A 25,910-nucleotide genomic window follows, 5' to 3' on the forward strand; every position below is an offset into this window, starting at 1 on the left:
GTGTCCGCCGCTATACGAGGCTGTCGCGCCATGCCCGGTGCAGATCCGCGAACCTGCCGGTGCCCGCGACGAGTTCGTCGGGTGTGCCGTCCTCGACGATCCGGCCGTGCTCCATCACCAGCACCCGGTCGGCGATCTCCACCGTCGACAGCCGGTGCGCGATGACCACCGCCGTACGGCCGCGCAGAACCGTCGACATCGCCCGCTGGACGGCCCGTTCGCCGGGGATGTCCAGGGAACTGGTCGCCTCGTCGAGGATGAGGACCGCCGGGTCGGCGAGCAACGCCCGTGCGAACGCGACCAGTTGGCGCTGGCCCGCCGAGATACGGCCACCCCGTTTGCGTACGTCCGTGTCGTAGCCGTCGGGCAGGGCGCTGATGAAGTCATGGGCGCCGATCGCCTTCGCCGCCTGCTGGATCTCCTCGCGGGACGCGTCCGGGCGGCCGATCGCGATGTTCTCGGCGACCGTGCCGGAGAACAGGAACGCCTCCTGGGTCACCATCACCACACCGCGCCGCAGTTCCGGCACGGAGAGATCGCGCAGATTCACACCGTCGAGGAGGACACGGCCGTCCGAGGGGTCGTAGAAGCGGGCCAGCAGCTTGGCCAGCGTCGACTTGCCCGCGCCCGTCGAGCCGACGACGGCCACCGTCTGCCCGGCGGGGAGCGTGAGCGAGAAGGAGGGGAGGATCTCGCCGCCGGTGCGGTACGCGAAGCGGACGTCGTCGAAGACGACCTCGCGGCCGGGGTGCTCCGACGCGAGAGCGGGCAGCTGCTTCGGCGCGGACGGCTCCGGCACGGACGGCGTCTGGGCCAGCAGGCCCGCGATCTTCTCCAGCGAAGCCGCCGCGGACTGGTACGAGTTGAGGAACATGCCGAGCCGGTCGATCGGGTCGTACAGGCGGCGCAGATAGAGCACCGCGGCGGCAAGCACACCCAGCGCCAGCGACCCCGAGGCCACCCGGTACGCGCCCCACAGCACGATCCCCGCGACCGCCGTGTTGGCGACCAGACGGGAGCCGACGACATAGCGGGCCATCTCCAGCAGCGAGTCGCCGTTCGTCTTCTCGTGGCGCTGGTTGAGCACCCGGAAGTCCGCGTCGTTGGCGGCCTCGCGGCGGAACGCGCGCACCGGGCGGATGCCGTTCATCGTCTCCGCGAACTTCACGATCACGGCGGCGATCGCGGTCGACCGCCGGGCGAAGATACGGCCCGCGCGGTGCTGGTAGAGGCGGATGAGCAGATACAGCGGCACGAAGGACACCACCGCCACCGCACCGAGGCCCAGGTCCAGCCAGAGCAGCATCGCCGAGATGTAGACGAACGACAGGATGACCGTGACGAGCTCCTGCAGACCCTCGCTGAGCAGCTCGCGCAACGACTCGACATCCGTCGTGGAGCGGGAGATCAGCCGGCCCGAGGTGTACCGCTCATGGAAGTCGATGCTCAGCGCCTGCGCATGGCGGAAGATCCGGCCGCGCAGATCGAGCAGCACGTCCTGGTTGACGCGGGCCGAGGCGATGATGAAGGCGTACTGGAGTCCGCCGGAGGCCAGCGAACACAGCAGATACCCGACGCCCACCACGATGAGCGGGCCGTGGTCGTCGTGCCGGAACGCCGGTACGGCGCGGTCGAGGGCGTACGCCACGAGCAACGGGCCCGCCTGCACCGCGGCCTGCTGGAGCAGCAGCAGGACGGTGGTCACGACCACACGGGCCCTGAGCGGGGCGAGCAGGGAGCGCAGCAGCGCGGCGGTCGCGCCCGGGGGAGTGGGCAGCGTGTCGCGGTCGAAGGGGTCCGTGTACCGCTCGGGTTCCCGGCCCGTCCGGTCCTTGCCCGGTTCCTTGTCCGGTTCCTTGTTCGGCGCGGTGGTCGTGGGCGCCGCCGTCATCGGTCGTCCTCCTCTGCACCCGACATCAGATGGGCGTACTCGGCGTTCGTGCGCAGCAGTTCGTGGTGGGTGCCGACCGCGGCGATGCGGCCGCCGGAGAGCAGGGCCACGCGGTCGGCGAGCAGGACCGTGGACGGGCGGTGCGCCACGATCAGGGCGGACGTCTCCGCGAGCACCCGGCGCAGGGCGGCCTCGACCGCGGCCTCCGTGTGCACGTCCAGGGCCGACAACGGGTCGTCGAGCACGAGGAAGCGGGGGCGGCCGACCACCGCCCTCGCCAGGGCCAGACGCTGGCGCTGCCCGCCCGACAGGCTGAGGCCCTGCTCCCCGACCTGTGTCGCGGTGCCCTGCGGCAGCGCGTGCGCGAAGTCCGCCTGCGCGACGGCGAGGGCGCGGTCCAACTCGGGCTCGCCCGCGGTGTCTTCGGCGCCCATGAGGACGTTCTCGCCGACCGTCGCCGAGAAGAGGGTGGGCTCCTCGAAGGCCACGGCGACGAGTTCGCGCAGCGTGTCTCTGGACATCTGGGTGATGTCCTCGCCGTCCAGGGTGATGCGGCCGGATGTCACCTCGTGGAGGCGGGGGACGAGCGCGGTGAGAGTGGTCTTCCCGGTGCCGGTCGCACCGACCAGGGCCATCGATTCACCGGGGTGGATGTGGAGGTCTATGCGTTCCAGCACAGGGGTCGCGTCCGCGGGGGCGTCGGGGTAGCGGAACTGGACGGAGTGGAACTGGAGTCCGCCGGCCGCCCCGGCCGCGGGCAATCGTGCCGCTGGGGCGGCACCCGTCCCAAAGAGAGCGGCACCTCGAACCGCCGAGCTGCGGAACCTCCCCCCGGCCGACACCTCCGCCGGGTCACTGGAACCTGCCGGTTCCTCAGGAGCCGCGTCCATCACCTCGAAATACCGTTCCGTCGCCGTCCCCGCCTCCTGGCTCATCGCGAGAAGGAAGCCGATGGAGTCGACGGGCCAGCGCAGCGCGAGGGCCGTCGAGAGGAAGGCCACCAGCGTGCCGGCGGAGAGGTGGCCGTCGGCGACCTGGACCGTGCCGAGGACGAGGGCGGCGCCGATGGCGAGTTCGGGCAGGGTGACGATGACGGCCCAGATGGAGGCGAGGAGACGGGCCTTGACGAGTTCCGTGCCGCGCAGCTTCCCGGACAGCTCGCGGAAGGCGCGGGCCTGGCTGCGATGGCGGCCGAAGCCCTTGATGATGCGGATGCCGAGCACGCTCTCCTCGACGACCGTCGTCAGATCGCCGACCTGGTCCTGCGAGCGCCGGGCCACCTCCGAGTAGCGCCGCTCGAAGAGCCAGCAGACGATCACGACGGGGACGGCGGGAGCGAGCAGCACCAGCCCGAGCGTCCACTCCTGGGCCAGCATGATGGCCACGCCCACCAGGATCGTCACAGAGTTGACCAGCAGGAAGGTCAGCGGGAACGCCAGGAACATGCGCACCAGCATCAGGTCCGTGGTGCCCCGGGACAGCAGCTGACCGGAGGCCCAGCGGTCGTGGAAGGCGACCGGGAGGCGCTGCAGATGCCGGTACAGATCCGCCCGCATCGCCGCCTCGACCCCCGCCAGCGGCCGCGCCACCAGCCACCGCCGCAGCCCGAACAGCCCGGCCTCGGCCAGCCCGAGCAGTAGCAGATACAACGCCCCGAGCCAGACGCCCGCCGGATCGTGGCCGGCCACCGGACCGTCCACCATCCACTTCAGGACGAGCGGGAACACCAGGCCCGTACAGGAGGCGACCACCGCGACCAAGGCCGCGCCGAACAGCCGCACCCGCACCGGCCGCACATACGGCCACAGGCGCAACAGGCTGCGTACGGTCGAACGGCCCGCACGCTGGTGGCTGTCGGCTCGGTCCTCGGTTCCGGCTCGATCCTTGGTCACTGCATCTGTTGTGGGCATCATCGGCGAGCCTACGGTTCACCACTGACAGTGCCCACCGAGTTTTGGCCGGTCCTGAATCGTTCAACGATCCCATCACAGGTCGATCGGCAGGTCGTACCGCCGCATCAACCGATCGGCTGATGCCGCTTCGAGCGCGATGGCCGATGTGCCGCCCGCCGTCTCCCCGGGACCCTCGGAACATGTCAGTCATCGAAGTCAGCGGACTACGCAAGTCCTACGGCGGCCGGGCCGTCGTCGACGATGTCTCCTTCGCCGTCGAGGAGGGCGAGATTTTCGGGATCCTCGGCCCGAACGGCGCCGGCAAGACCACCATCGTCGAATGCGTCGAGGGCCTGCGCGTCCCCGACGCGGGCCGCGTCCGGGTCACCGGCCTCGACCCCGTCGCCGACCACGAGCAGGTCGCCCGCGTCCTCGGCGCCCAGCTCCAGGAGAGCGAGCTCCAGGCCAAACTCACCGTCCGCGAGGCTCTGGAGCTGTACGCCGCCTTCTATCCGAACCCCGCCGACTGGCAGCCCCTCGCCGAACGCCTCGGCCTGACCGCGGGGTTCACCACGCGCTTCGCGAAGCTCTCCGGCGGCCAGAAACAGCGCCTGTTCATCGCGCTCGCCCTCATCGGCAACCCCCGCGTCGTCGTCCTCGACGAACTGACCACCGGACTCGACCCGCGCTCCCGCCGCGACACCTGGCAGCTCATCGAGGACGTCCGGGCGAGCGGGGTCACCGTCCTGCTCGTCACGCACTTCATGGAGGAGGCGCAGCGCCTGTGCGACCGGATCGCCGTGATCGACCAGGGCCGGGTGGCCGCCCTGGACACCCCGTCAGGGCTGATCCGCCGTTCAGCGGGCTCCACCGTCATCAGCTTCACGCCATCCGCCCCGCTGGACGAGGGTGACCTGAACGCGCTGCCCGCACTCGCGGCGGTCGAGCACAAGGACGGCCGGATCACACTCTCCGGCACCGACGAGACCGTCAACGCGGTCATCACGCTGCTCGCCCGGGGCCACATCACGGCCCACCAACTCCGCGTGTCCGACGCCACGTTGGACGACGCGTTCCTGGACCTGACGGAGGTCACCGCATGAACACCGCCGTCCTGCGCACCGAAGTGCGCCTCTTCCGCCGTGAACCGGGCGCCCTCTTCTGGATCCTGCTGTTCCCCACCCTGCTGCTGGTGATCCTGGGATCGATCCCGTCCTTCCGCCACCACCAGGCCGATCTGGGCGGCCTGCGCACGATCGACGTGTACGTCCCGGTGGCCGTGCTGCTCGGCATGATCGTCGGCGGGCTGCAGTCGATGCCGCAGACCCTCACCGGCTACCGCGAGCGCGGCATCCTGCGCCGCATGTCCACCACTCCGGTACGCCCGTCCGCCCTGCTGTCCGCGCAGATGCTGGTCTACGGCGCGGCGGCCCTGGCCTCCGCCCTGTGCGCCCTCGCCGTGGGCCGCCTCGCCTTCGGCGTACGACTGCCCGAGCAGCCGTACGGCTATCTCCTCGCCCTGCTCCTGGCGATCCTGGCCGCGCTCGCGCTGGGCGCTGTGGTCTCCGCGCTGTCCCGTACGACGAAGATCGCGGGCGCGATCGGATCGGCGGTGTTCTTCCCGATGATGTTCTGCGCGGGCGTGTGGATCCCGGTGCAGGCCATGCCGGACCTGCTCGCCCGGATCGTCGGCTACACCCCGTTCGGCGCCGCCGCCGAGGCCCTGAACCGGGCGGCGGCGGGGGACTGGCCGGGCTGGGCGCACCTGGGCGTGCTGGTGGCCTGGACGGTGCTCCTGACGGCCGGCGCCTCGCGCTGGTTCCGCTGGGAGTAGGCGAGGCGCTGTGCAGACTGGGGGGATGGAGGGGCTGTGCAGACTGGAGACATGGACGCGGCGGATCGTCAGATCGAACGGCGGTGGGACCAGTTCCACACCTGGGGCCCCTACGGTCTGCTCGTCGTGGGCACCTTCCTCGCGCTCGCGACCAGTGACCTGCCGTCGGTTTCCGCCGCCGACTGGTCAGAGTTCGGGGCGCTGTTCATTGCCGCGGTGGTGCTCCAGCTGTGGCACGGGCCCCGCCGGGGCCGCGGTACCCCGTCCCGCCGCGGGACCGTCTACTACGCCCTGCGCTGGGCGATCGCCTTTGCCCTCACCTGGCTGAACCCGTTCTTCGCGTTCTACGCGGCCAGCGGCTACATGGACGCCGACGAACTGATCCCGGGCAAGTGGCGGCGGCTCGGGCTGTTCGCCAGCGCGATCCCCGTGGCCGGCGCGCAGTCCGGCGGGCTGCCGCCGAACAGCGGGCCCCAGTGGATCGCGTTCGCCGCGCTCCTGGTCGCCAACTCCGGCTTGCAGACGACGGTCGCCCACCTCACCGAGCAGGAGGAACGGCGCTACCGCGAGCGGGCCGAGACCATCTCGGAACTCGAACACGCCAACACGGCGCTCCAGCAGGCCCTCGACGAGAACGCCGCCCTCCACGCCCAACTCCTCGTCCAGGCACGGGAAGCAGGCGTGGCCGACGAACGCCGTCGCCTGGCCGCCGAGATCCACGACACGATCGCCCAGGGCCTGACCGGAATCATCGCCCAGCTCCAAGTCGTCGCCAACGCCCCCGACCTGACCATCGCCCGCACCCACCTCGAACGCGCCTCCGCCCTCGCCCGCCACAGCCTCGGCGAGGCCCGCCGCTCGGTGCACAACCTCGCCCCCGTCGCGCTGGCCGACGACGGTCTGCCGGAGGCGCTGAAGAAGACGGTCGCCGAATGGGCCGAACGGACCGGCATACGCGCCGAGTTCACCGTCACCGGCACCGCAGAACAGCTCCACGAGGAGCTCGCGGCGACCCTCCTCAGGATCGTCCAGGAGGCCCTGTCGAACGCCGCCCGGCACGCCCGGGCCACCCGCCTCGGTGTCACCCTCTCCTTCCTGGGCGACGAGGTCATCCTCGACATCCGCGACGACGGCCGAGGCTTCGACCCGGACGCCCTCCCCGAACGCACCCGCACCGGCGGCTTCGGCCTCGACGGCATGCGCGCCCGCGCCGAACGCATCGCCGGCACCCTCACGATCGAGGCCGAACCGGGGCACGGCACGGCGGTCTCGGCTCGCGTACCGTTGGTCCGCGATGACCGATGACGCGACCGCACGGAAGGCGATCACCCTGCTGATCGTCGACGACCACCCCGTCGTACGGGACGGCCTGCGCGGCATGTTCGAGTCCGCGCCCGGATTCCGGGTCCTGGGCGAGGCCTCCAACGGCGTCGAGGCCGTGGAACGGGCCGCCGCCCTCGACCCGGACGTGATCCTGATGGACCTGCGCATGCCCGGCGGCGGCGGGGTCGACGCCATCGCGCAGCTGACCCGCCGCTCGGCCCGCGCGAAGGTGCTGGTCCTGACGACGTACGACACCGACTCGGACACCCTCCCCGCGATCGAGGCAGGCGCGACCGGCTACCTCCTCAAGGACGCCCCGCGCGACGAACTCTTCACCGCCGTCCGCGCGGCGGCGGAAGGCCGTACGGTGCTGTCGCCCGCCGTCGCCTCCCGCCTCGTCTCCGCGGTCCGCAGTCCCCAGGCTCCCGGCAACGAGCCGCTCTCCGCGCGCGAGCGCGAAGTGCTGGCCCTGGTCGCCAAGGGGACGTCGAACCGCGAGATCGCCCGCGTCCTGTTCATCAGCGAGGCCACGGTGAAGACCCACCTCACGCACCTGTACGCCAAGTTGGGCGTGAGGGACCGCGCGGCGGCGGTGGCGGTGGCGTACGACCGGGGGATCCTCGGCTGACCGCGCGACCGGCCGGTTACGCGGCCGGGTAGGGCAGCAGCCCGCCCGCGGTCCTCTCCCAGGCCGCCTTCAGCTCGGCGAGCAACTCCGGCCGGTCCGGCGCGAGATCGGCCTGTTCACGGGCGTCGCGGGCGAGGTCGTAGAGATGGTCCTTGCCGTTCGCGTCCTGGTAGTACTTCCAGTCCCCGCGCCGCAGCGCCCGGTTGGCCCGCACCCGCCAGAACAGCTCCCGCTCCGGCAGCTCCTCGCCCCGCAGCAGATAGCCCGCGAGGCTGGTGCCGTCCAGCGGATACGCCGGGTCGGGCCGGGCGCCGCCCAGCTCCAGCAAGGTCGCGGTCCAGTCGGGCGAGAAGTTGGGCTCGTGACTGACCTGGTGACCGTCGATCCGCTCCGGCCAGCGCACGATGGCCGGCACCCGGATGCCGCCCTCCAGCAGCGAGGCCTTCTCGCCGCTGAGCGGCCACAGATAGGAGAAGCGCTCACCGCCGTTGTCGCTGGCGAAGAACACCACGGTGTTCTCCTCCTGCCCGGAGCGGCGCAGGGCGGTGAGCACCTCACCGACGGCGGCGTCCAGGCTCTCCACCATCTGCGTGTACTTCTCCACCGAGCCGCCGTCGTTGTGCAGGAGCGCGGCGGTGACCTCGGCCTGACTCCCGGCGGCCCGGATCTTCGCGGCGATCCCGGCACCGGTCTCGGCGTCCTCCTCGCTGAGCCAAGGCCAGTGCGGGGTGGTGAAGTTGAGGTTGAGCAGCCACGGCTTGTCGTGCTTCCGGCCGACGTACTCCACGGCACGCTCGGTCAGGACCTCGGTGTAGTAACGCAGGTCCTTGTAGGTCGCGTCCCCCTCGTAGAGGTCGTAGTCGCCGAGCTGGCCGAGCTTGGAGAAGTACTCCAGCACGCCCCCGTGGTTGCCGAAGAACTCGTCCCAACCCGACTTCGTGGGGCTGTAGTCCGGCAGCCAGCCGCAGTGCCACTTGCCGATCAGCGCGGTCGAGTAGCCCGCCTTCTTCAGCAGTGAGGCGAGCGTGGGGTGGTTCGGGTCCAGACCCTGGGTCTTGTTCGCGATGGGCTCGGCGAGCCCGCCCTTCGTACGGCCCGGATAGCGGCCGGTGTACAGGCTGAACCGGGTCGGCGAGCAGGTGGCGGACCCGGAGTACGCGTCGGTGAACCGCACCCCCTGGCGCGCCAGCCGGTCCAGGTTCGGCGTCCTGATGTGCGGTGCGCCGTACGAGGAGAGGTCGGCCCAGCCGAGGTCGTCACCCAGGATGACCAGGAGGTTGGGGCGCCGGGCGGATGTGGAAGAGGCGGTACGGGCCTGGAACGGGCGCTCGGTGGGGGCGGCTTCGGCGGTGGTGGCCTCGGCGGTGGTGGCCGTGCCGGCGACGGCGGTCACGGCACCGCCACCGACCAGTCCACCGAAAGCCCGACGGGATATTTCGGACATGGGGGATCCTCGGAGAAGGAAGAAGGAGTGAGAGGGGGCGCGAGGAGCCTGCGGGCTCGGTCAGCGACAGATGGCGCTGGACTGCCGGCACAGGTCGACGTGGCGCCGCTCCACGAGCGCGACGAGCGCGCGCGGGTGATCAGCGGAGGGCCTCATGACCATGGACGCTCCCAGCGAGAAGCCCCGCAGGTCAAGCCACCGTCCATGGTGTGGACGCCGGGTTCCTCGCCCCCGCCGCCCCTACCCGTCCCATCCGTACCTGGGGGCTCCGCCCCCAGACCCCCCTAAAAGACTGCGCAGTTCCCCGCGCCCCTTAAGAGAGTTCGGCTGCGGGCCGGTGGGGGCCGTTCGCGCAGTTCCCCGCGCCCCTTTTAGGGGCGCGGGGAACTGCGCAATCTTTTGGACCAGCCCCCACCCGCCCGCAGCCGGCTCACAACCCCCCGGGGTCGAAGGGGCGGAGCCCCTGGGGGATGGGACGGGTAGGGGCGGCGGGGGCGAGGAATCCCCTTACCCCACCACCCGGAGCAGCAGTACAGCCCGCGCCGGCACCGTAACCGCCGCCCCCGCCCGGTGCACCACCCCCGGAGCCTCCCCCTGCTCCTCCCGAGACGTATCGACAACCACCTCGTACCGCGCGGCCCAAGGCATCCCCGGAAGAAGGAAACTCACCGGCCGATCCCCGCCGTGCAGCACGGCGAGGAAGCTGTCGTCCACGACGGGCACTCCACGGGCGTCCCGCCCAGGGATGTCCCGCCCGGACAGATACATGCCCAGCGTCGCGGCGGGCGCGTACCAGTCCCGCTCCGTCATCTCCGTGCCCCGAGCGGTGAACCACGCCAAGTCCCGCAAACCGTCCGCCGAATGGGCCCGCCCGGAGAAGAAGGCACGGCGCCGCAGCACGGGATGCTCATGCCGCAGGGCGATCAGCCGGGACGTCAGCTCGAACAGCGCCCGCCACCCGGGATCGTCGAGATACGACCAGTCGACCCAGCTGATCTCGTTGTCCTGGCAGTACGCGTTGTTGTTGCCGCGCTGAGTCCGCCCGAACTCGTCCCCGGCCACCAGCATCGGCACCCCGGTGGAGAGCAGCAGCGTCGTCAGCAGATTCCTCAACTGCCGGCGCCGCAGCCCCCGTACGCGCTCGTCGCCCGTCTCCCCCTCCGCCCCGCAGTTCCACGCCCGGTTGTCGTCGGAACCGTCGCGATTCCCCTCCCCGTTCGCCTCGTTGTGCTTGCGCTCGTACGACACGAGATCCCGAAGCGTGAACCCGTCATGAGCGGTCACGAAATTCACCGAGGCGTACGGCCGGCGACCGCCCCAGGCGTAGAGGTCGCTCGACCCGGACAGCCGGTACCCCAGATCCCGAACGTCCGGCAGCGCGCCCCGCCAGAAATCCCGCACGGCGTTCCGGTACCGGTCGTTCCACTCCGTCCACAGCGGGGGGAAGGATCCCACCTGATATCCGCCGGATCCCACGTCCCAGGGCTCCGCGATCAGCTTCACCCGGCGCAGCACCGGATCCTGGGCGATGACGGCGAGGAACGGCGACAGCATGTCGACGTCGTGCATGGAGCGGGCGAGCGCCGCGGCGAGATCGAAGCGGAAACCGTCCACCCCCATCTCCGTCACCCAGTACCGCAGCGAGTCCGTGATCAGCCGCAGCACATGCGGCTGCACCACGTGCAAGGTGTTGCCGCACCCCGTGTAGTCCGCGTACCGGCGGGCATCGGACTGCAGCCGGTAGTAGCCCCGGTTGTCGATGCCGCGCAGCGACAGCATCGGTCCCAACTCGCCCGCCTCCGCGGTGTGGTTGTAGACCACGTCGAGGATGACCTCGATCCCCGCGGCGTGCAGCGCGCGCACCATCCGCTTGAACTCGCCGACCTGCTGGCCGGTCGTGCCGGAGGCGGCGTATCCGGCGTGCGGCGCGAAGTAGCCGATCGAGTTATAGCCCCAGTAGTTCTTCAGGCCCCGTCGCAGCAGATGGTCCTCGTGCGCGAACTGGTGCACCGGCAGCAGCTCCACGGCGGTCACGCCGAGCTTCACTAGGTGCTCGATCGCGGCCGGATGCGCCAGCCCGGCGTACGTACCCCGCAACTCCTCCGGAATGCCGGGATGCAGGCGCGTGAAACCACGCACGTGCAGCTCGTAGATCACCGAGTCCGCCCACGGGGTCTTCGGGCGGTGGTCGTCCGACCAGTCGTCGTCATCGTGGACGACGACACCCTTGGGGACGTACGGCGCCGAGTCCCGGTCGTCGCGCACGGTGTCGGCGACCTGCTGCTGGGGCCAGTCCCGGACGTGCCCGTACACCTCGGGCGGCAGGCTGAAGTCACCGTCGACGGCACGGGCGTACGGGTCGAGGAGCAGCTTCGCCGGGTTCCAGCGGGCGCCGGTCCACGGGTCCCAGCGGCCGTGCACGCGGTAGCCGTAGCGGCGGCCGGGCAGGACGTCGGGGACGAAGCCGTGCCAGATCTCATGGGTGAGTTCGGTGAGCGGTACGCGGGTCTCGTGGATCTCACCGTCCCGCTCGTCGAAGAGACACAGGTCCACGGCTTCCGCGCCGCCCGCCCAGAGGGCGAAGTTGGTGCCCGCGACGCCGTCGGGGCCGACGCGGAAGCGCGATCCGAGCGGGGTCGGGGCGCCCGGCCACACGGACACGGCGGGCGCTGCCGGCCGCCGGGCTCCGGTGTCGTCGTGCGGCGCCCGGGCGCCGTTCAGCGCGGGAGCGGCCGACTGCGCGGGCAGCCCGCCGCCCGCGGCACGCCCCTCCTGGACTGCCTCCTGCTCGGGTGCGCTAGACACCGGTTCAGCCTCCCGCGGCTCATGGAACGACCCGAAAAAGGGGCATGCGGCGTCCCGGCCGCGGCTCCCCATCGCGTCGTCCTCCCCACTGTTCTGCCCAGAGCGTGCCTCGCACTCACGTTTCCCCAGAGGGGCACAGTCGTTGGGCCCCACGTGAAGCACGTACAGACGCGCGCGCGGCGCGCAGGGGCCGCGCTGGCCGCCGTACTGACCTGGGCCGGCCTGCTGGCCGGAGCCTCCGGCTGCACCTCGAACCCGATCGACGAGGTGCTCGGTAAACCACAGTCGCCCGAGGACGTCATCCGCGTCTCGCCGGGCGACGCCAGCAAGGGCGTACGCCCCGACGAGCCGCTCAAGGTGCGGGTGCCCAATGGGCGGCTGGAATCCGTAAAGGTCGTCAAGTCCCAGGACGCGCAGGAGTCCCGGGTGCCCGGGCACATCACCGACGACGGCCTGACCTGGAAACCCGACGAACCGCGGCTCGCCCTGGCCGCCAAGTACACCGTCGACGTGGTGGCTCTCGACGAGCACGGGCGGCGCTCGGCACGGCACACGACGTTCACGACGGCCGTCCCCGGTGAGCGGTTCATCGGATATGTCACTCCGGAGAACCGGTCCACTGTCGGCACCGGAATGATCGTCTCGCTCGAATTCAACCGGGAGATCGAGAATCGGGCCGCCGTCGAACGCGCCATCCAGGTGACAGCGAAGCCCGCCGTCGAGATCCGCCCGCACTGGTTCGGCAACGACCGTCTCGACTTCCGCCCGCGGAAGTACTGGAAGCCGGGGACGAAGGTCACGGTCGCGCTGCGGCTGCGGGACGTCGAGGCGGCACCGGGGGTGTACGGACTCCAGTCCAAGACCTTCTCGTTCACCGTCGGACGCAGCCAGGTCTCGCTCGTCGACGCCGCCGCGCACACCATGGAGGTACGCCGCGACGGTGACCTCCTCGCCACGGTGCCGATCACGGCGGGCGCTGCCAAGAGGACGACGTACAACGGGAAAATGGTCGTCATGGAGATGCTGGAGATGACGCGGATGAACAGCCGCACGGTCGGCTTCGGCGGCGAGTACAACATCCCGGACGTCCCCCACGCGATGCGGCTCACCGACTCCGGGACCTTCCTGCACGGCAACTACTGGGCGCCGGACGCCTTCGGTAATACCAACGTCAGCCACGGCTGTGTGGGCCTGAGGGACGTGAAGGGCGGCAGTTCGGACACCCCGGCGGGCTGGTTCTTTGACCGCAGCCTCATCGGGGACGTCATCGAGGTCGTCAACAGCAAGGACAAAGAGGTCGCTCCCGACAACGGGCTCGGCGGGTGGAACATGCGCTGGAAGGAGTGGAAAGCGGGTGGCGCGGTGAAGTAGCCCGATATAGGGGTACGCGCACGACGCACTCCAGTGGCACCCCGTACGGCCGAAGTTGGGACTGAACAGTGACATTCCCGGGGAGCCATCGCTCCAGGTCGTGTGATTAATTAGCGCGATACGCGCGTGGGACGCGCTGGAGTGCGGGCCTGATCAGGCCGTGCGAGGGGAGAACCATTTTGAACGGGCGACCGATATCGGGGGCGTCGGTTGGCGCGCGGACACACAAGGGCAAGGGAATCCTGGCACTCCTGCTGGGCGTCCTGCTGCTCGCCGTGACCGCCTGCGGCGGGGGAGGGGACTCGGACACCGGGTCCGGGGACGGCAAGGGCAAGAGTGCCGGCAGTTCCAGTACGGCGGACACCAAGGCCTCGCAGGCCGTGGTGACCATCGCCCCCAAGGACGGCGCCGCCGATGTGAAGACCAGCGGCGCCCTCAAGGTGTCCGCCGCCAAGGGCAAGCTGACCGAGGTCAAGGTCGAGGACACCAAGGGCAACGCGGTCGAGGGCAAGATCACGGACGGGGGCGCCAGCTGGACGCCCTCGACCCACCTCGCCTCGGCCACCAAGTACAAGGTCCACGCGGTGGCCAAGGACTCCGGCGGCCGTGAGGCGGCCGAGGACTCCGCCTTCACCACGCTCACTCCGAAGAACACCTTCGTCGGCCTCTACACGCCTGACGACGGCTCCAAGGTCGGCGTAGGGATGCCCTTCTCAATCCACTTCACGCGGGGCATCACGCACCCCGACGCTGTCGAGAAGGCCATCAAGTTCAAGACCGAGCCCGCGGTCGACGTCCAGGGCCACTGGTTCGGCAACGACCGCCTCGACTTCCGTCCCGAGCAGTACTGGGCGGCCGGTACGAAGGTCACTGTCACCTTCAACCTCGACGGCGTCGAGGGCCGGCCCGGCGTCTACGGCAAGCAGGCCAAGACCGTGAGCTTCACGATCGGCCGCAGCCAGGTCACCACCGTCGACGCCAAGAAGCACACGATGGTCGTCAAGCGGGACGGCAAGGTCCTCAAGACCATCCCGATCACCACGGGCAAGCCGGGCTACGACACCTGGAACGGCCAGATGGTCATCAGCGAGCGCCTCAAGGTGACCCGCATGAACGGCGAGACGGTCGGCTACGGCGGCGAGTACGACATCAAGGACGTGCCGCACGCCCAGCGCCTGACCAACTCGGGCACCTTCATCCACGGCAACTACTGGGGCGGCGGCGCCTTCGGCAACTACAACGCCAGTCACGGCTGCATCGGCGTACGCGATGTGCGCGGCGGCTACGACAGCGATGTGCCGGCGGCCTGGTTCTACGACAACTCGATCATCGGTGACGTGGTGATCGTGAAGAACTCCAACGACAAGACGGTCGCCCCGGACAACGGCCTCAACGGCTGGAACATGTCCTGGGACAAGTGGATCGCTTAGATCCCCCGCTTGCCCGATAAGGATTCGGATTCGGATACGGATACGGGCCCGGTGTGCTGCTGTGACTGAGCACACCGGGCCCGTTCCCGTTAACGCGCACTAACCTGCTGTCATGACTGTGCATCTCGAAGTGGCCGAAGGCGTGGGCACCATCCGTCTGGACCGCCCGCCCATGAACGCGCTGGACGTCGCCACCCAGGACCGGCTCAAGGAGCTCGCCGAGGAGGCCACCGGCCGGGCGGACGTCCGCGCGGTGGTGCTGTACGGCGGGGAGAAGGTGTTCGCGGCGGGCGCGGACATCAAGGAGATGCAGGCGATGGACCACGCCGCGATGGTCGTACGGTCCCGGGCCCTGCAGGACTCCTTCACCGCCGTAGCCCGTATCCCCAAGCCGGTCGTCGCCGCCGTCACCGGCTACGCGCTCGGCGGAGGCTGCGAGTTGGCATTGTGCGCCGACTTCCGCATCGCCGCGGACAACGCCAAGCTGGGCCAGCCGGAGATCCTGCTCGGCGTGATCCCCGGCGCCGGCGGCACCCAGCGCCTGTCCCGTCTGATCGGCCCCTCCAAGGCCAAGGACCTCATCTTCACCGGCCGCATGGTCAAGGCCGACGAGGCCCTGTCGCTCGGCCTGGTGGACCGGGTCGTCCCGGCCGACGAGGTGTACACCGCCGCACACGCCTGGGCCGCGAAGCTCGCGCAGGGCCCGGCGATCGCGTTGCGCGCGGCGAAGGAGTCGATCGACGCGGGCCTGGAGACGGACCTCGAGACCGGACTCGCCATTGAACGCAACTGGTTCGCGGGCCTGTTCGCGACGGAGGACCGTGAGCGGGGGATGCGGAGCTTCGTGGAGGAGGGCCCGGGAAAGGCGAAGTTCCTCTGAGCCGCGAGCGGTTCCTCTGAGCTGAAAGTCACTCTCCAAGTTCCGCTGATCCACTTGTAGTTGACGCGATGTCTTACCCGGCGTCCCCCGAAGGGGCGGTTTATGGGAGCCTTAAGGCAACCTTAAGCCTGCCCTGTGGGGGACGTCCGGTGATTGCCGTCAACTGAGCAATACGGCCAGGTCAGATGGGCTGTCCAAGCCGCCGAACTGCCTTTGGCATATGTCAACTGGATGGTGCGGAATGGGGCGTTCCGGGGGGCGTATTCCTTCGGAACGGCCCCGCGGAGCGTTCTGGGCGGCCATGATGGGGGCATGGCGGGGCTGGAGGGTATCGAACAGCCGCGGCGGCACGGGAGTGCGACCGCGGCGCGCTGGACGCCTGCGGTCGAGGACGAACGGGCGCTCCAGGCGCTGGAGTTGTTCGGCAATCCGACAGAGGCGGAGGTGCCGTTGCCGTCCCGCCCGGAGTCCGCGGCCACCGCGCGGCGGCTCACGCAGGTCGTGGTCCTGCGTCACTGGGGTCTGTCGCCGAAGATGACGGAGGACGCGGTCTTACTCGTCTCGGAGCTCGTCGGCAACGCCGTACGCCACACCGGCGCGCGCGTCTTCGGACTCCGGATGCGCCGCCGCCGGGGCTGGATCCGTATCGAGGTCCGCGACCCCTCGCGGGGTCTCCCCTGTCTGATGCCGGTCCAGGAACTCGACCTGAGCGGCCGAGGCCTCTTCCTCGTGGACAAACTCTCCGACCGCTGGGGTGTGGATCTCCTGCCCCGAGGCAAGACCACCTGGTTCGAAATGAGAGTGGCCGACCGCTGACTTCGCCCTCTCCACCCCTCTCCATCCCCCCCCGTACACGCGGAAACCCCGGCCGCTGAGCAGCCGGGGCTCCTGGGGGCACCGTGGAACGAATTGGGGTGTGAACCACGGCACCGGCGACAACCATGGCCCGGGTCAATGGGTGGAGGTCGCACCGCTGACTATCGCAGACGCGGTTGATTGATCCAAAAGTGGCCCTCTGGGTGCGACCAGGATGTTCCTCGCCCCCGCCGCCCCTACCCGTCCCATCCCGTTCCTGGGGGCTGCGCCCCCAGACCCCCCTAAAAGATTGCGCAGTTCCCCGCGCCCCTGAAAGGACTGAGGTTGTTCGTCGTCTGCGGGGCGGTGGGGGCTGGTCGCGCAGTTCCCCGCGCCCCTAAAAACACGACCCCAGGAACCGTTCGACGCACGGCACCGCCCACCCCCAGCCGACACGCGCCCGCATCCGGCGACGCACAGGGGCCCCACCCACCCTCACCCGGTACGACGGCGCACCCGCAGTCGGCGACGCACCCAAGGGGCCGTGTCGGTACGTCCAACCCGTCGCATACGTGGTTATGGGCAAGTTCATGCTGTGGCAGCAGGCAGCAATGCCCACCGGCGACGGGCTGGACGTACCGGCACGGCCCCGACCCACAACGACGAACCGACCCACCCCCCGTTCGGCCCAATCGCCACTTTTAGGGTCAACTCGCCCTTAAATAGTGCGGGTGACCACGTCTGAAGAACGCGTCGCACGCCCGGCACCAGACCGCCGCGCGGCGCTGCGCTCGGGGATCGCGCTCGCCGCGGGGACGCTCGCCGCCGGCTGCTCCGCGGCAGGCGCCGTCGCGCACCCGGCACCCCCCAGCGCCCCCGCACCCCCCGCCACAGGCACCACGTCCACATCCACGCCCACGTCCCCCCGCACCACACCCCCCGCTCCCACCCCCCGCCGCTTCCCGGCCCAGCCCGCCGTGATCGCCCACGGCCCCCGCACCCGCCCCCAAGCAGCCCTCACCTTCCACGGCCAGGGCGACCCCGCCATCGCCAAGGCACTCCTCGGCGAGGCCGAGAAGAACGGTGCCCGAGTCACCGTGCTCGCCGTCGGCACCTGGCTCGACGAGCACCCCGACATCGCCCGCCGCATCCTCGACGGCGGCCACGACCTCGGCAACCACACCCTGCGCCACCTCGACATCAACGCGATGTCCGAGGCGGACGCGGTCGCGGAGATCCAGGGCTGCGCGGACCGCCTCAAGCGGCTCACCGGCTCGATCGGCACCTGGTTCCGGCCGTCCCGCACGCCCCGCGCCTCACCCCTGGTCGAACGGCTCGCCCGCGACGCGGGCTACCCGCACACGCTCTCCTACGACGTCGACTCGCTCGACTTCACCTCGCCGGGAGCCGCCGCCGTCACCCGCAACATCATGGGCGAAATCCGCGCCGGATCGATCGTGAGCCTGCACTTCGGGTACGCGGACACGGTCGCCGCACTGCCCGCCGTCCTGGAAGAACTCGACCGCCGCGGCCTGCGCGCGGTCACCACCACGGAGCTGCTGAGCTGATGCAGATGCACCACACCCCCCTCAGGCGCGCACTGATCGCCGGCGCCGCCCTCGCCGCCCTCGCCGCGCTCCCGGGCTGCGGCGGTGGGACCGAGGACCACGCGAACGAGGCCCTCGGCACCAAGCCCGCCGCCGTCCAGCCCGCCCCGCCGAAGACGAAGACGACGAGGAAGCCGGTCCAGGGCCTGCCCGGCATGCCCGCCGTGCTCGACCCGACGGACGTCTACGCCGCCGACCGCCCGAACAGGCTCTCCCCGGTGGTCAAGGACTTCCCCTCCCGCGTCTACGTCCCCAACACCAACTCCAACACCGTCTCGGTCATCGACCCGAAGACGTACGAGGTCATCGAGACGATCCCGGTCGGCGCCCAGCCCCAACACGTCGTCCCCTCCTGGGACATGAAGACGCTGTGGGTCAACAACGACAAGGGCAACACCCTCACCCCCATCGACCCGAAGACCGGCAGGGCGGGCCGAACGGTCGAGGTGCACGACCCGTACAACCTCTATTTCACGCCCAACGGCAAGTACGCCATCGTGATGGCCTCCCTCGACCGCGAACTGGTCTTCCGTGACGCGCACACGATGAAGCGCGTCAAGACGGAACCGGTCAGCTGCTACGGCGTCAACCACGCCGACTTCTCCCTCGACGGCCGCTACTTCATCGTCTCCTGCGAGTTCAGCGGCGAACTGCTGAAGGTCGACACCGAGAAGATGAAGGTGATCGGCCAGGAGAAGCTCCCCTTCGACGGCGCGATGCCGCAGGACGTGAAGATCTCCCCGGACGGCAAGAAGTTCTACATCGCCGACATGATGGCCAACGGCATGTGGGTCCTGGACGGCGACAAGTTCACCACGCCGACCCTGCTCCCCACCGGCAAGGGCTGCCACGGCCTGTACGTCAGCCGCGACTCGCGCGAGATGTACATCTCCAACCGCGGCGAAGGCACGATCTCCATCTTCGACTTCACCCAGAACAGGCTCACCAAGAAGTGGCATCTGCCCGACGGCGGCAGCCCCGACATGGGCGGCGTCTCCGCCGACGGCAAGGTGCTGTGGCTCTCCGGCCGCTACGACGCCGAGGTGTACGCCATCGACACCCGCACCGGCGTCGAGCTCGCCCGCATCCCGGTCGGCGACGGCCCGCACGGCCTCGCGGTGTACCCGCAGCCGGGCCGCTACTCGCTCGGCCACACGGGCATCTTCCGCTAGAAGCCCTGTCGGACAACCCCGGTTGACGGACACGCCGCCGTACGGGTGATGATCCACGACCCGCCGCCGCGGAACCGAGATTGTGCTCCCCATGATCACAACTCGCCTGCGGCGGCGGGCCGCTGCCGCCGTCATCTCCCTCGCGGCCGTCTTCGCGACGTCCGCCGCGACCCCCGCCTCTCCCGCCACGGGGACGGCCACCAAGGCCGTCAAGGGCATCAAGGCCGCCGCCGCGCCCGCCTGTCCCCAGTTCGCCGACCCGGTCCAGGCCGCCGCCGACCGCCGCGTGGACGTCGACCGCATCACCCCCGACCCGGTCTGGCGCAAGACCTGCGGCACGCTCTACCGCAGCGACAGCCGTGGCCCGGCGACCGTCTTCGAGCAGGGCTTCTACCCGAAGGACGTCGTCAACGGGCAGTACGACATCGAGCAGTACGTCCTGGTCAACCAGGCCTCGCCGTACGTGTCGACGACGTACGACCACGACCTGTACAAGACCTGGTACAAGTCCGGCTTCAACTACTACATCGACGCGCCCGGCGGCGTGGACGTCAACCAGACCATCGGCAACACCCACAAGTGGGCCGACCAGGTCGAGGTCGCCTTCCCCGGCGGCATCGCGCGCCAGTACATCATCGGCGTCTGCCCGGTCGACAAGAAGACCAAGACCGAGATCATGAGCGACTGCGAGAGCAACCCGAACTACGAGCCCTGGCACTGATCCCGGTCACCGGGCGATGAGCAGCGCCTCCGCTCCGACGGGACGGTAACCGGCCGCCTGGAACGCCCGCAGACTGCGGGCGTTCCCGGGCGCCACCTGCGCCCAGACGGGCTCGTCGGCCAGCTGCCGTGCCGCCGACGCGAGTGCCCGCCCCAGCCCCCGGTGCCGTACGCCTTCCTCCACCTCGACCGCGGCCTCCAGACGCCCCGCGATCCCGCGCCCCAGGACGAGGACCCCGCCGTCCGCGGCCCACACCCGTACGTCGTCGCGCCGCTTGCGGGAACTGGCTACCCGGGGATGGTCGGGGTCGCCGATCTCGCTCAGGGCCAACGGGGGTTCGCCCGGGAGCGGCGCGGCGACGCTCATCAGGTCGATGGTGTCGTTCGACCGCCCGGTGCGTTCCATGAGCGCGGCGAGGAACCGTGGGTTCATGGTCGCCGCGAGCGCGTCGCAGTCCATGGCGGCCAGCGTCTCGCGCACCCACCCCTCGTCCTCGTCGGTGAAGACGACGGAGTGCGCCGTGAAGGACAGGACACCGGCGTCGCGGGGGGAGTGCTGGCGTACGACGGTGGTGCGGCCGTCGGGCGGAGGAAAGACTCCACGGGCCGCCGCGTCCACAATGTCCCGCAGGGTGTCAGCCATGACCGTCACCGTTTCCCGCCGCTTGAGTCTCCACCCACTGGAAGGCCCAGACTCGCAGACATGATCGAAGACGGCACCGGACTTTTCACCATCGGCGAGCTGTCCCGCAGCACCGGCCTGTCCGTCCGTACCATCCGGTACTGGTCGGACGAGGGGGCCCTGCCCCCGGTGACCCGCTCCTCGGGCGGCTACCGCCTGTACGACGCCGCGTCCGTCGCCCGCCTGGAGCTGATCCGCACCCTGCGCGAACTGGGCCTGGGCCTGGACGACGTACGCAAGGTGCTGGCGGGCGAGACGACGGTCGCGGAGGTCGCGGCGACGCATGTGGCGGCGCTGGACGCGCAGATCCGCTCCTTGCAGGTGACCCGTGCGGTGCTGTCGACCGTGGCGCGACGCGGCTCGACCGCGGAGGAGATGACCCTGATGAACAAACTGGCGCGGCTGTCGGCGGCGGAGCGGAAGCAGATCGCCGACGACTTCATGGAGGAGACCTTCGCGGGACTCGGCACCGCGGACCCCGACATCCGCACCCGGCTGCGGTTCGGCCTCGCCGAGCTGCCCGAGGACCCCGCACCCCAGCAGGTGGACGCCTGGGTGGAGCTGGCGGAGCTCTTGCAGGACCGGGGCTTTCGCGCGCGGATGCGCAAGATGATCGAGTTCAACGCGGCCGACCGGGGGCCCGAGGTGCCGGCCGGTACCTCCCTGTGGTTCATGAGCCGTCTCGTGCAGCTCGCCGGCGAGGCGCTGGAGCGGGGCGTCGCCCCCGAGTCGCCCGAGGCCGAGGAGGTGCTGGCCGGAATCCTCGGCAACGCCGACCGGGCCGCCGTGCTGGAACGCATCGAGTCCGCGGCACACAGCGAAATGGCCCGCTTCCGGGAGCTGAACGCCCTGGTCCGCGGCGTGGAACCGCTGTCGGCGCACCGTGCGGAGTTCGCCTGGGTGGTCGCCGCACTGCGGGCGCGGTCGGCCAGTTAATCTGACCCCCGTACACAAGGCAGCAACGCACGCAGTGATGCACGACGAAGGGGCGGACCGGTGGCGGACATCGAGGAAGCACGTAAGCAGTTCGAGCGGATCGACACGGACGGTGACGGTTCGATCACCGCGGCCGAGTTCAAGACCGCCCTCGCCCAGGGTGGCGACTGGAACGTCACCGAGTCGGTGGCGGAGGCGATCATCGCCAGCCGTGACCTGAACGGCGACAAGGTCCTCTCGTTCGACGAGTTCTGGGCCCACCTGAACAAGTAGCACCTACGAAGGGGCGCCCACCGGTGATCCGGCGGGCGCCCCTTCGCATCTGCGGACACTAAGCCGCCTGCTTGCGGTACTGCCCCGGCGCCACCCCGTACTCCCGCTTGAACGCCTTGGCGAAGGCGAACTCCGAGGTGTAGCCGGTGCGTTGGGCGATCAGGCGGAGGGGGACGGAGTCCTCGCGCAGGAGCCGGCCCGCGGTGACCATGCGCCACCAGGTCAGATACGTCAGTGGGGGCTCGCCCACCAGGGTGGCGAAGCGGCGGGCGAAAGCCGCGCGGGAGAGGCCGCCGTGGACGCCGAGCTCCTCGACCGTCCACGGGTGCGCCGGATCGCCGTGGATGGCGCGCAGCGCGGCCCCGACGGCCGGGTCGGCGAGCGCCGCGGCCCAGCCCGTCGGGTGCCCGGAGCCATGGCGCTCGGTCTGCCACCAGGCGCGCAGGATGTAGAGCAGCAGGGTGTCGAGCAGGGACGTGACGATCGTGTCCGAGCCGGGCTGCCGCTCCTCCAGCTCCATGCCGAGCAGTTCGACCGCCGCCCGCAGCGAGCGGTGGGCGCCGATGCGCGAAGGCAGGTGCACGACCTCCGGCAGCTCCGAGAGCAGCGGGTGGGCGCGGCCCCGGTCCAGGTGGTACGCGCCGCACAGCATCACCGTGACCGGGCCCGACTCCCGTACCGGGGGCGGCAGTTCGGGCCACGAGCCGTCCGGCAGCTGTCGTATCTCCTCCAGGGGTACGTCGAGACCGCTGGCCAGCGCGTAGCCGCGGCCCCGGGACAGGAACGCCACATCACCGGGCCCCAGCGCCACCGGCTCGCCCTCCGCCGGGATCAGCAACGCCGAACCCTGCAACACCACATGGAACCCGGTGCTGTCCGAGTCCGGGAAGCTCATGCCCCAAGGCGCGTACTTGTCATGGCGCTTGGAGTGCGGCAGCCCGGTGCGCATCGCCGCGATGGCGTCGCTGAGTACGTCCATGCCCGTACGGTAGCCGCCGCTCGCCACCGCGAGACGTACGGACAGGAAATCGAGATCGGCAGACATGGATCGTCTCGCACGGCCCTCGTAGCGTCGACGGCATGTCAACCACCGCACGTACAGTGCTCTTTCACGAACTCGGCGGCCCCGACGTCCTGACGGTCGAGGAGGTCGAACTGCCCGCGCCGGGACCGGGCGAGGTGCTCGTCAAGGTCGCGGCGCTGGCGCTCAACCGCGCCGAGGCGCTCTTCCGCAAGGGCGCGTACTTCTACCAGCCGACGCTGCCGGGCTCCCGCAACGGCTACGAGGCGGCGGGCGAGGTCGAGGCGGTCGGCGCGGGCGTGACGGACTTCGCGCCGGGCGACCTCGTGATGTCGGCGGCCAACTTCAAGCTCAGCGAACACGGCGTGTACGGCGACCGGATCCTGCTGCCCGAGAGCGCCCTCGTCCCGCGGCCCGCCGGGGTCGACGCGGTCACCGCGGCCGCCGTCTGGCTCACGTACACGACGGCGTACGGCGCCCTGACCGTGACCGCGGGCATGGCTCCCGGGGACCAGGTGCTGATCACCGGGGCGTCCAGCGGTGTCGGCACCGCCGCGATCCAGGTCGCCCGCCGCAGTGGCGCCGTCCCGATCGTCACCACCCGCAGCGATGCCAAGCGGCAGCAGCTGCTCGACCTGGGGGCGGAGCACGTCATCGTCAGCGAGCACGAGGACGTGATCAAGGAGACCAGGCGGCTGACCGGCGGGCAGGGCGCCGACATCGTCTTCGACGCGATCGGCGGCCCCGGCTTCCGTGCCCTGGGCGAGGCCGCCGTCCCGAACGGAACCCTGGTCAGCTACGGCTGGCTGGACCCGCGCCCGATCGAACTGCCGATGAACTGGCCCCTCACCGTCCACGGTTACAGCGACTTCGAGGTCACCGGGCCCGCGGACGCCCGTCGCCGCGCCGCGCACTACGTCAACGCGGGCCTCGCCGACGGCACCCTGCGCCCCGTCGTCGCCGAGGTCTTCGACGGCCTCGACCGCATCGGGGACGCCCACCGCCTGATGGAGTCCAACACGCACACCGGCAAGATCGTGGTGAAACCTTGAGGCCTTGAGGCCTTGAGGCCTTGAGGCCCTGAAACCCTGAGGCCCCCACGGCGGTGCCCCGATTGCCGTACGCCTCGGAATAGCGAGCGCGGGCCCGGGGTTGGTGATCTCCATCAGGAGCATCAACCCTGGAAGGGCCTGTCCATCATGAAGATCGGCATCATCGGCGCGGGCAACATCGGCGGCAACCTCACCCGGCGGCTCACCGCCCTCGGGCACGACGTCTCCGTCGCCAACTCCCGCGGTCCCCACACGCTCACCGCGCTCGCCGAGGAGACCGGGGCGACAGCCGTCAAGGTCGAGGACGCGGCGCGCGGCGCCGAGGTCGTGGTCGTCACGATCCCCCTGAAGGCGGTCCCGGACCTGCCGGACGGGTTCCTGGACGGAGCCGCCGAGGGCGTCGCCGTCATCGACACCGGCAACTACTACCCCCAGCAGCGCGACGGCAGGATCGCCGGGATCGAGGACGGGGGCCTCACCGAGAGCCGCTGGACGGCCCAGCAGATCGGTCACACGGTCATCAAGGCCTTCAACGGCACGTACGCCCAGGACATCCTGGACCGCCACCGTCCGGCCGGTGCCCCCGACCGCATGGCCGTCCCGGTCGCCGGGGACGACGAGGCCGCCAAGCGCGTCGTCCGCGCCCTCATCGACGACCTCGGCTTCGACACCGTCGACGCCGGCGGCCTCGACGACTCCTGGCGCCAGCAGCCCGACAGCCCCGTGTACGGCCTCCAGGAAGGCCTCGACGCGGTGACGAAGGCCCTGGCCGAGGCCTCCCCGGAGCGCCCGGCGGGCTTCCGCGGCTGAGGATCTAGACGATCTCCAGGGGCTGGTGCGGCCCAGCGGGCAACTCGACCTTGACCGAGTCGCCGGGCCGCACCAGCCCGCCTTCGCGCACGACACTCATGACCCCGGACTTGTAGACGACGCCGCTCTCGCCCCTTCCCACCACCTGCTTGAGCAGCCCCTTCTGGAAGTCGTCGATCTGCGCGCACGGATTCCGCAACCCGGTGACCTCGACGACGGCCTGGTCCCCGATGTGCAGCAGCGCCCCGACCGGCAGCCCCAGCAGATCGACCCCACGGGTGGTGACGTTCTCCCCGAGCTCCCCGGGAGCGACGGCGAACCCGGACTCCCGGAGCTCGTCGAAGAGTTCCTCATGTATGAGATGCACCTGCCGCAGGTTCACCTGCGACGGATCCTTCTCCATCCGGAACCGGTGTTTGACCGTCGTCCCGGCGTGCACATCCCCCTCCACCCCGAGCCCGGCGAGCAGCGTGATGCTCTCCCGGTTCGGCTTGGTGAACGAGTACGTCCCGTTGCTGCTGACCGCCGTGACTGTCCCACCCATGTGCTGCTCCCCGCTCCGCTGATGGCGTCATCGCGCCAGTGACCAGCGAAATCGTAAGGCCCGCCCCGGAAAAGTCCCAGGGATCCTGACCTTCGCGACCGGGGAGCGGTCAGCCGTTGTCGGCCCACTCGACCAGCTTCGCCTTGCTCGTGAAGTCGGCGACGTCCTTGTCCAGCGGGTCGTCGGTGTACTGGTGGAAGCGCCACTTGGCCTTGATGCGCGGCTTGCCCGCCGTGACGTAGTCGGCGATCCACAGGCCGTCCCCGGCATACGAGGTGGTGTCGACGTTCAGCCAGTAGTTCCGGTTCGTGTAGAGGACGACCCGGTGGTCCGGCCGGAGTTCCTTCACCGTCCGGATGAAGTGGTCCTTCTCCGCGTTGCTCGCGTGGGTGCCGTCGCCGGTCGTCTCCCAGTCGACGGCGAGCAGGTCGCCCGCCTGTTCCGGGGTCTTGCCGAGGAAGTACTCGGCCTGCGCGGTGATGTTGCCGGGCCAGAGGAAGTGGTAGAAGCCGACGACGCATTCGGCGTCGCGGGCGGTCTTCACCTGGGCCGTGAGCTTGGGGTTCACATACGAACGCCCCTCCGTCGCCTTGATGAAGACGAAGGAGAGGCCGTCCGTGTCGTACGCCGACGACTGGTACGCGCTGACGTCGATGCCTCGCAACATGGGGGGCTCCCTGGTGTCGTGGGGGCAGGGGTACGCGGAGGTGCGATAGCTTCCGCTTTCCCTCGGCCGGACCGTCCCACCCTCGGGCGGGCGTTCGACACCGGACGCGCCCGCGACGAGGAGCGACAGCCGG

Annotated in this window: 24 protein-coding genes; 15 read left to right on the forward strand and 9 right to left on the reverse strand. The window is 70.2% G+C overall.

Annotated elements, in window-relative coordinates:
* Positions 1-10: 10 nt before the first annotated feature.
* The gene (locus tag OG975_RS33115; RefSeq protein ID WP_406332965.1) at positions 11-1,891 is read right to left on the reverse strand and encodes an ABC transporter ATP-binding protein; all 1,881 of its coding nucleotides are present in this window, start codon (positions 1,889-1,891) and stop codon (positions 11-13) included.
* Positions 1,888-3,801, reverse strand: a complete 1,914-nt coding sequence (locus OG975_RS33120; RefSeq protein ID WP_406332966.1) for an ABC transporter ATP-binding protein — start codon at positions 3,799-3,801, stop codon at positions 1,888-1,890. The genes OG975_RS33115 and OG975_RS33120 overlap by 4 nt, the downstream gene beginning before the upstream one ends.
* A 182-nt stretch (positions 3,802-3,983) precedes the next feature.
* Here OG975_RS33120 and OG975_RS33125 point away from each other — a divergent pair, with 182 nt between their 5' ends.
* Genes OG975_RS33125 through OG975_RS33140 form a run of 4 tightly spaced genes read left to right on the forward strand, consistent with a single transcriptional unit; the run spans position 3,984 to position 7,568 of the window.
* Positions 3,984-4,886 carry an ABC transporter ATP-binding protein gene (locus OG975_RS33125; RefSeq protein ID WP_406332967.1) on the forward strand — a complete coding sequence of 301 codons (903 nt, stop codon included), beginning with the start codon at positions 3,984-3,986 and terminating at the stop codon, positions 4,884-4,886.
* Entirely contained in the window at positions 4,883-5,617 is a 735-nt protein-coding gene (locus tag OG975_RS33130; RefSeq protein WP_406332968.1) for an ABC transporter permease, read from the forward strand. Before OG975_RS33125 ends, OG975_RS33130 begins: the two co-directional genes overlap by 4 nt.
* A 51-nt stretch (positions 5,618-5,668) precedes the next feature.
* The gene (locus tag OG975_RS33135) at positions 5,669-6,922 is read left to right on the forward strand and encodes a sensor histidine kinase (RefSeq protein WP_406336578.1); all 1,254 of its coding nucleotides are present in this window, start codon (positions 5,669-5,671) and stop codon (positions 6,920-6,922) included.
* Positions 6,912-7,568, forward strand: a complete 657-nt coding sequence (locus OG975_RS33140; protein WP_406332969.1) for a response regulator — start codon at positions 6,912-6,914, stop codon at positions 7,566-7,568. The genes OG975_RS33135 and OG975_RS33140 overlap by 11 nt, the downstream gene beginning before the upstream one ends.
* Positions 7,569-7,584: 16 nt before the next feature.
* Here the strand turns inward: OG975_RS33140 and OG975_RS33145 are convergent, their stop codons facing one another.
* From OG975_RS33145 to glgX, 3 genes are all read right to left on the reverse strand, one after another.
* Positions 7,585-9,012 (reverse strand): sulfatase, encoded by a 1,428-nt coding sequence (locus OG975_RS33145; RefSeq protein ID WP_406332970.1) that lies wholly within the window; start codon positions 9,010-9,012, stop codon positions 7,585-7,587.
* Positions 9,013-9,072: 60 nt separating this feature from the next.
* Positions 9,073-9,174 (reverse strand): putative leader peptide, encoded by a 102-nt coding sequence (locus tag OG975_RS33150; RefSeq protein WP_406332971.1) that lies wholly within the window; start codon positions 9,172-9,174, stop codon positions 9,073-9,075.
* Between the two features lie 345 nt (positions 9,175-9,519).
* Positions 9,520-11,817, reverse strand: coding sequence for a glycogen debranching protein GlgX (gene glgX / locus OG975_RS33155; RefSeq protein ID WP_406332972.1), 2,298 nt, complete (start codon positions 11,815-11,817; stop codon positions 9,520-9,522).
* Positions 11,818-11,970: 153 nt separating this feature from the next.
* On the opposite strand from glgX, the gene OG975_RS33160 reads away from it, so the two are divergent.
* The 7 genes from OG975_RS33160 (at position 11,971) to OG975_RS33190 (ending at position 19,793) form a co-directional block, all read left to right on the forward strand.
* Complete coding sequence (locus tag OG975_RS33160) at positions 11,971-13,188, forward strand: Ig-like domain-containing protein (RefSeq protein ID WP_406332973.1); 1,218 nt, start codon at positions 11,971-11,973, stop codon at positions 13,186-13,188.
* A gap of 179 nt (positions 13,189-13,367) precedes the next feature.
* Entirely contained in the window at positions 13,368-14,618 is a 1,251-nt protein-coding gene (locus OG975_RS33165) for an Ig-like domain-containing protein (RefSeq protein WP_406332974.1), read from the forward strand.
* Between the two features lie 112 nt (positions 14,619-14,730).
* Positions 14,731-15,498, forward strand: coding sequence for an enoyl-CoA hydratase/isomerase family protein (locus tag OG975_RS33170; protein WP_381257352.1), 768 nt, complete (start codon positions 14,731-14,733; stop codon positions 15,496-15,498).
* A gap of 231 nt (positions 15,499-15,729) precedes the next feature.
* Complete coding sequence (locus OG975_RS33175) at positions 15,730-16,314, forward strand: ATP-binding protein (protein ID WP_406332975.1); 585 nt, start codon at positions 15,730-15,732, stop codon at positions 16,312-16,314.
* A gap of 701 nt (positions 16,315-17,015) precedes the next feature.
* Positions 17,016-17,861, forward strand: coding sequence for a polysaccharide deacetylase family protein (locus OG975_RS33180; protein WP_406336580.1), 846 nt, complete (start codon positions 17,016-17,018; stop codon positions 17,859-17,861).
* Positions 17,862-17,866: 5 nt separating this feature from the next.
* Entirely contained in the window at positions 17,867-19,072 is a 1,206-nt protein-coding gene (locus OG975_RS33185; protein WP_406336582.1) for a YncE family protein, read from the forward strand.
* Between the two features lie 91 nt (positions 19,073-19,163).
* Complete coding sequence (locus tag OG975_RS33190; protein WP_406332976.1) at positions 19,164-19,793, forward strand: ADP-ribosyltransferase; 630 nt, start codon at positions 19,164-19,166, stop codon at positions 19,791-19,793.
* A gap of 6 nt (positions 19,794-19,799) precedes the next feature.
* On the opposite strand, the gene OG975_RS33195 is transcribed toward OG975_RS33190, so the two are convergent.
* Positions 19,800-20,435, reverse strand: coding sequence for a GNAT family N-acetyltransferase (locus tag OG975_RS33195; RefSeq protein WP_406332977.1), 636 nt, complete (start codon positions 20,433-20,435; stop codon positions 19,800-19,802).
* Positions 20,436-20,495: 60 nt separating this feature from the next.
* Between OG975_RS33195 and OG975_RS33200 the strand changes: the two genes are divergently transcribed.
* Together OG975_RS33200 and OG975_RS33205 are read left to right on the forward strand one after the other, a co-directional pair.
* On the forward strand, positions 20,496-21,410 hold the full coding sequence (locus OG975_RS33200) for a MerR family transcriptional regulator (RefSeq protein ID WP_406332978.1): 915 nt from the start codon (positions 20,496-20,498) through the stop codon (positions 21,408-21,410).
* Between the two features lie 60 nt (positions 21,411-21,470).
* On the forward strand, positions 21,471-21,683 hold the full coding sequence (locus OG975_RS33205) for an EF-hand domain-containing protein (protein ID WP_327431872.1): 213 nt from the start codon (positions 21,471-21,473) through the stop codon (positions 21,681-21,683).
* Positions 21,684-21,741: 58 nt separating this feature from the next.
* Here the strand turns inward: OG975_RS33205 and OG975_RS33210 are convergent, their stop codons facing one another.
* A complete protein-coding gene (locus OG975_RS33210) occupies positions 21,742-22,662 on the reverse strand; it encodes an AraC family transcriptional regulator (RefSeq protein WP_406336584.1) in 921 nt (306 codons plus the stop codon).
* A 101-nt stretch (positions 22,663-22,763) separates the two neighbouring features.
* On the opposite strand from OG975_RS33210, the gene OG975_RS33215 reads away from it, so the two are divergent.
* Both OG975_RS33215 and OG975_RS33220 read left to right on the forward strand, forming a co-directional pair.
* Complete coding sequence (locus OG975_RS33215) at positions 22,764-23,756, forward strand: zinc-dependent alcohol dehydrogenase family protein (protein WP_406332979.1); 993 nt, start codon at positions 22,764-22,766, stop codon at positions 23,754-23,756.
* Positions 23,757-23,792: 36 nt separating this feature from the next.
* On the forward strand, positions 23,793-24,566 hold the full coding sequence (locus OG975_RS33220; RefSeq protein WP_406336586.1) for an NADPH-dependent F420 reductase: 774 nt from the start codon (positions 23,793-23,795) through the stop codon (positions 24,564-24,566).
* Between the two features lie 4 nt (positions 24,567-24,570).
* On the opposite strand, the gene OG975_RS33225 is transcribed toward OG975_RS33220, so the two are convergent.
* Together OG975_RS33225 and OG975_RS33230 are read right to left on the reverse strand one after the other, a co-directional pair.
* Entirely contained in the window at positions 24,571-25,110 is a 540-nt protein-coding gene (locus tag OG975_RS33225) for an MOSC domain-containing protein (RefSeq protein ID WP_406332980.1), read from the reverse strand.
* A gap of 109 nt (positions 25,111-25,219) precedes the next feature.
* On the reverse strand, positions 25,220-25,777 hold the full coding sequence (locus tag OG975_RS33230) for a glycoside hydrolase family 25 protein (protein WP_406332981.1): 558 nt from the start codon (positions 25,775-25,777) through the stop codon (positions 25,220-25,222).
* Positions 25,778-25,910: the final 133 nt, after the last annotated feature.

The organism is Streptomyces sp. NBC_00203 (genome assembly GCF_045206325.1).
Lineage (GTDB): Bacteria > Actinomycetota > Actinomycetes > Streptomycetales > Streptomycetaceae > Streptomyces > Streptomyces lutosisoli.